The 3,719-nt window shown below is 49.3% G+C and carries 3 protein-coding genes; 1 reads left to right on the forward strand and 2 read right to left on the reverse strand.

The window, feature by feature from the left end:
* Both M0P74_18200 and M0P74_18205 read right to left on the reverse strand, forming a co-directional pair.
* The coding region (locus M0P74_18200) for a hypothetical protein (GenBank protein ID MCK9365518.1) at nucleotides 1-182 on the reverse strand (182 nt) is incomplete at its 3' end.
* 326 nt (nucleotides 183-508) lie between these two features.
* Nucleotides 509-2,392, reverse strand: coding sequence for a GNAT family N-acetyltransferase (locus tag M0P74_18205; GenBank protein MCK9365519.1), 1,884 nt, complete (start codon nucleotides 2,390-2,392; stop codon nucleotides 509-511).
* Nucleotides 2,393-2,719: 327 nt separating this feature from the next.
* On the opposite strand from M0P74_18205, the gene hyi reads away from it, so the two are divergent.
* Entirely contained in the window at nucleotides 2,720-3,493 is a 774-nt protein-coding gene (gene hyi / locus M0P74_18210; GenBank protein ID MCK9365520.1) for a hydroxypyruvate isomerase, read from the forward strand.
* Nucleotides 3,494-3,719 lie beyond the last annotated feature (226 nt).

A 3,719-nucleotide genomic window follows, 5' to 3' on the forward strand; every position in this document is an offset into this window, starting at 1 on the left:
TCATTCAGGGAAAGTCTCGATAGCAGCATATCCTCAGTGCCCTGTCTGATATAATCAATATTTTCGGCACTATGGACAGAAAAAGGCAAAACGGCAATACGGTAGTTGTCTTTTGCCCAGGAAAACTGTACGAAAAACAGCAGCGCTAAAAGGCAAAAAACAGGCATTCGCAAATATTTCATTATCGATCTCCTCTATTTTTGAATAAATTAAAAAACATCAGACGCATGGCTCCTCTATCACTTCATCCCCGAGAATTCAACGGGATTGTTGCTGAACAGATTTTTTAGGTTGAAAAGTTATCTTCGGGATCTTCAGTCTGACATTTCCCGATTGATTGCGTTTGCTGATTCCCTGAGCAATTGCTGCTCCATTCGTCAAAATTCGCTACCTGTCATTGCGAGGGGCGTAGCGACGCGGCAATCTCGTGGATAATCAATTACTTTAGAGATTGCTGCGCAACGCTTGCAATGACAAAGCAGCTATTTTTCGACTTTTGACGAGGGCATCAATGCTGCAAGGGTAACCCTGTTTTTTTGAAGGGTATTTCCAGTTTGTAAACCCCGTATTTGATGACGGCATTGATCGGAAAGGACGCTTTTTCAAATACTTTAAGCATTGACTTGTTGTCGTAAAGAACATCCGCCGTGAAACCTTCAATTCCCTGTTCCAGCGCTGCCTCAATAAGCATTTTCAAAAGAAACGAGGCAATCCCTTTCCCCTGATAATTCTCATCTACAATAAAGGCAACTTCTGCGTAAGGACGATCGCTCAGCCGAACATAGCGCCCCTCGGCAATGATTCTTTCTCCCCCTGCCTCGGTGACCGTTCCGACCAATGATAATGTTTTTTGATAATCGATATTTACATACCCCTGCATCTCCTTGTGGGGCATGGATTTTACATGAGAAAAATATCGGTAGTAAACGGCGTTGTCGGAAAAACGATAGAAAAGCCTCCTCATCTCCTCTTCGTCGGAAGGTTTAATCGCCCGGAAATTTACGGAAAGTCCCTCCTTAAAGGTATAAACAGTTGAAAGTTTATCGGGATAAAGGGCGCCGGACCCGGGGAGATAAATCTGATCGCGATAGAGAATGCTGGCCTCTTTCGCCTGTCGCACCAATTCTTCCCGGTCGTCAGGATGGGCTATGTCAATCAGGGCTTGGGCGCGTTCCCGGACGGTGCGGCCGATCATGGAGGCAATTCCATATTCGGTAACGATCCAGTCGAGTGATTCCTTATTGTTAAATTGGTTCGGAAAATCCTCAACCGACAGCATAATATTAGAAGCGCCTTTCAAATTGCGGCTGGGAAGGGCGAAAATCGCCCGTCCCCCGCAGGAGTGCTGAGCCGCGGCGTAAAATTCCAGTGCGTGTCCAGGACCTGCGGTGACATTGCCCTTGCCGATATGGAGGGCAACCCCTCCCATCAGGTCAACCTTGCGTACCGGCATGATAAAAATGGTCTTCTCGTTAAAACTTATTCGGGCATTGTCGGCAACCACTTTAATCCCCTGAAACTCGACCAGGGGGTTGCGATGCAGCCATTTCATCAGTTCAGCAGTTCCTAAGGCATACGAGGTAACGGATTTGTTGCTGAAATTGTTTTTACAACGATTAGTGACAACGCCGCTCTTCAATAGATCCATTAAGACGTCGGTAAAAAATAGCGTATGGACGCCGAGGTTGCGCTTTTTGGCAAGATGTTTGCCCAGAGCCTCAAAAAGGGCCCCGGGGTAGAAGGAGAGACAACTGCCGTCATCAATCAGCGAGGCGACATTGGCGGCGACTTTGTCCATGACGCTGTCCACTGGCCAGCGGTTGAAATAGATCGGGGATTCCGTCGCCTTTACAAGGTAGTTGAAATCGGCAATATTGACAAAGGTGTCTCCCATCGTGCGGGGGACGCTGCTGTTGATTTCCCCCACGACAATGGAAGCCCTTTCCATTGCGTATTTGGCTATATCCACCGCCACGCCGAGACTTGCATATCCCGCCTTGTCCGGCGGGGTGATCTGCACAAAAGCGGCGTCGATCCGGATCGCCCCTGATTCAACAAGCGAGGGAATCTGAGAAAAACGGCAGGGAATCATATCCACAGAGCCGGAGAGGATTGCCTTGCTGGCCAGCCAGCCCGCGAAAAATGTTTTGAGGCGAAATTTGTAGGCGCGCGGGGTCTCTATTAAAGATATGACATCCCCAAGGCTGACAATCTGGATGAGTTCCAGATCGGTAAGGTTGTAGATGTCGGATTCTTTGAGACGCTTTACCAGCGTTCGCGGCTCGGCAACGCCGGTTCCCAGAAAAATGCTCATCCCCGGCTCTATATGCGAGAGAACTACGTCCGGAGAAACCACCATGTTTTCCCATCCGGAATCGACGTCATCAAACATTTTTATTGCCTCCTGAAAAAGTTTATGAATCCAGGATAAAGGTAAAACCGTACGCTGATCTTCAACAAACTCTTTAGGATTGTCAAGAGTAAATAGTGGCTCAAACCCAGTTATCTCCAAAGACAGGGGCGTCGCATGTGCGTAGGCCAACGTAACATCAGGAATAGCTTGGCTTCACGCGCTCGGAATATTTCCTTTCCCCTCGAGGTGAAAAAAGGAAATAATCGTTTCCAAATCCGTGACTCCGACTCCATTTGGTGGTATGAGGTTCGCCAAGCGTGAAATGATGCAACAGGAAGGGATTCATATAAATAAGGAGATAATCTCATGATTCGTTTCAGTGCCAATATCAGCATGCTCTTTACCGAGGTAGATTTCCTCGACCGGTTCGAACATGCGGCAGGGGCCGGTTTCAAGGCTGTTGAATACATGTTCCCTTATGCCTTTAAAAAGGAGGAACTAACCGAAAAGCTCTCAAAATATGGGCTTCAGCAAGTTCTCTTCAACCTCCCCGCCGGCGATTGGGCGGGCGGGGAGCGGGGAATTGCCTGCCTGCCGGGCAGGGAAGGGGAATTCCGGGAGGGTGTCGGCTTAGCAATAGAGTACGCGCATGCCCTGGGCTGCCCCTTGGTTAATTGCCTCGTCGGAACGACCCCCGCTGATCCTCCGGAGAAGGTCCGCCAGACGCTTATCGACAACCTGCGCTTTGCCGCGGAATCCCTGGAAAACGAGGGCATCAGTCTGCTGGTCGAGCCCTTGAATAATCAGGATATTCCCGGATTCCACCTTTGCCGTACCAGCGATGCCTTGGAGTTGATAAAAGAGGTCGGACGCCCGAATCTCCGGCTTCAGTACGACATTTACCATATGCAGGTAATGGAGGGGAATCTTCTGCAGACGATCGGGGATAATCTCGTACGGATCGGTCATATCCAGATCGCCGACAACCCCGGTCGCCACGAACCGGGAACAGGCGAGATCAACTACCCGAATATCTTTAATTTTCTGGATAAGCAGGGCTACGCTGGCTGGATCGGCTGCGAGTACAAGCCGCTTCGCAAAACCGCGGAAGGGCTCGACTGGATGAAGCCGTATCTGTAAATAGTCCCCCTTGTTCGGTTCGGGCATGACAAAGCGAAGCTTAATGTTCACAAAGCGTAGCTTAATGTTAATGAAATGGAGGGACGCGCTTCGTCGCATCCGTGGGGATTTCTTCTTCTCGTTCCCATACCGGAGCGCGGGAACGGGAAAAAGCAATGCAAATGGTGCTTCGGCAATAATGGGAAAAACAGGAATCTAAATATACAAGGAGGCAAATAGCATGGCA

This window comes from Syntrophales bacterium (assembly GCA_023229765.1).
Lineage (GTDB): Bacteria > Desulfobacterota > Syntrophia > Syntrophales > UBA5619 > DYTH01.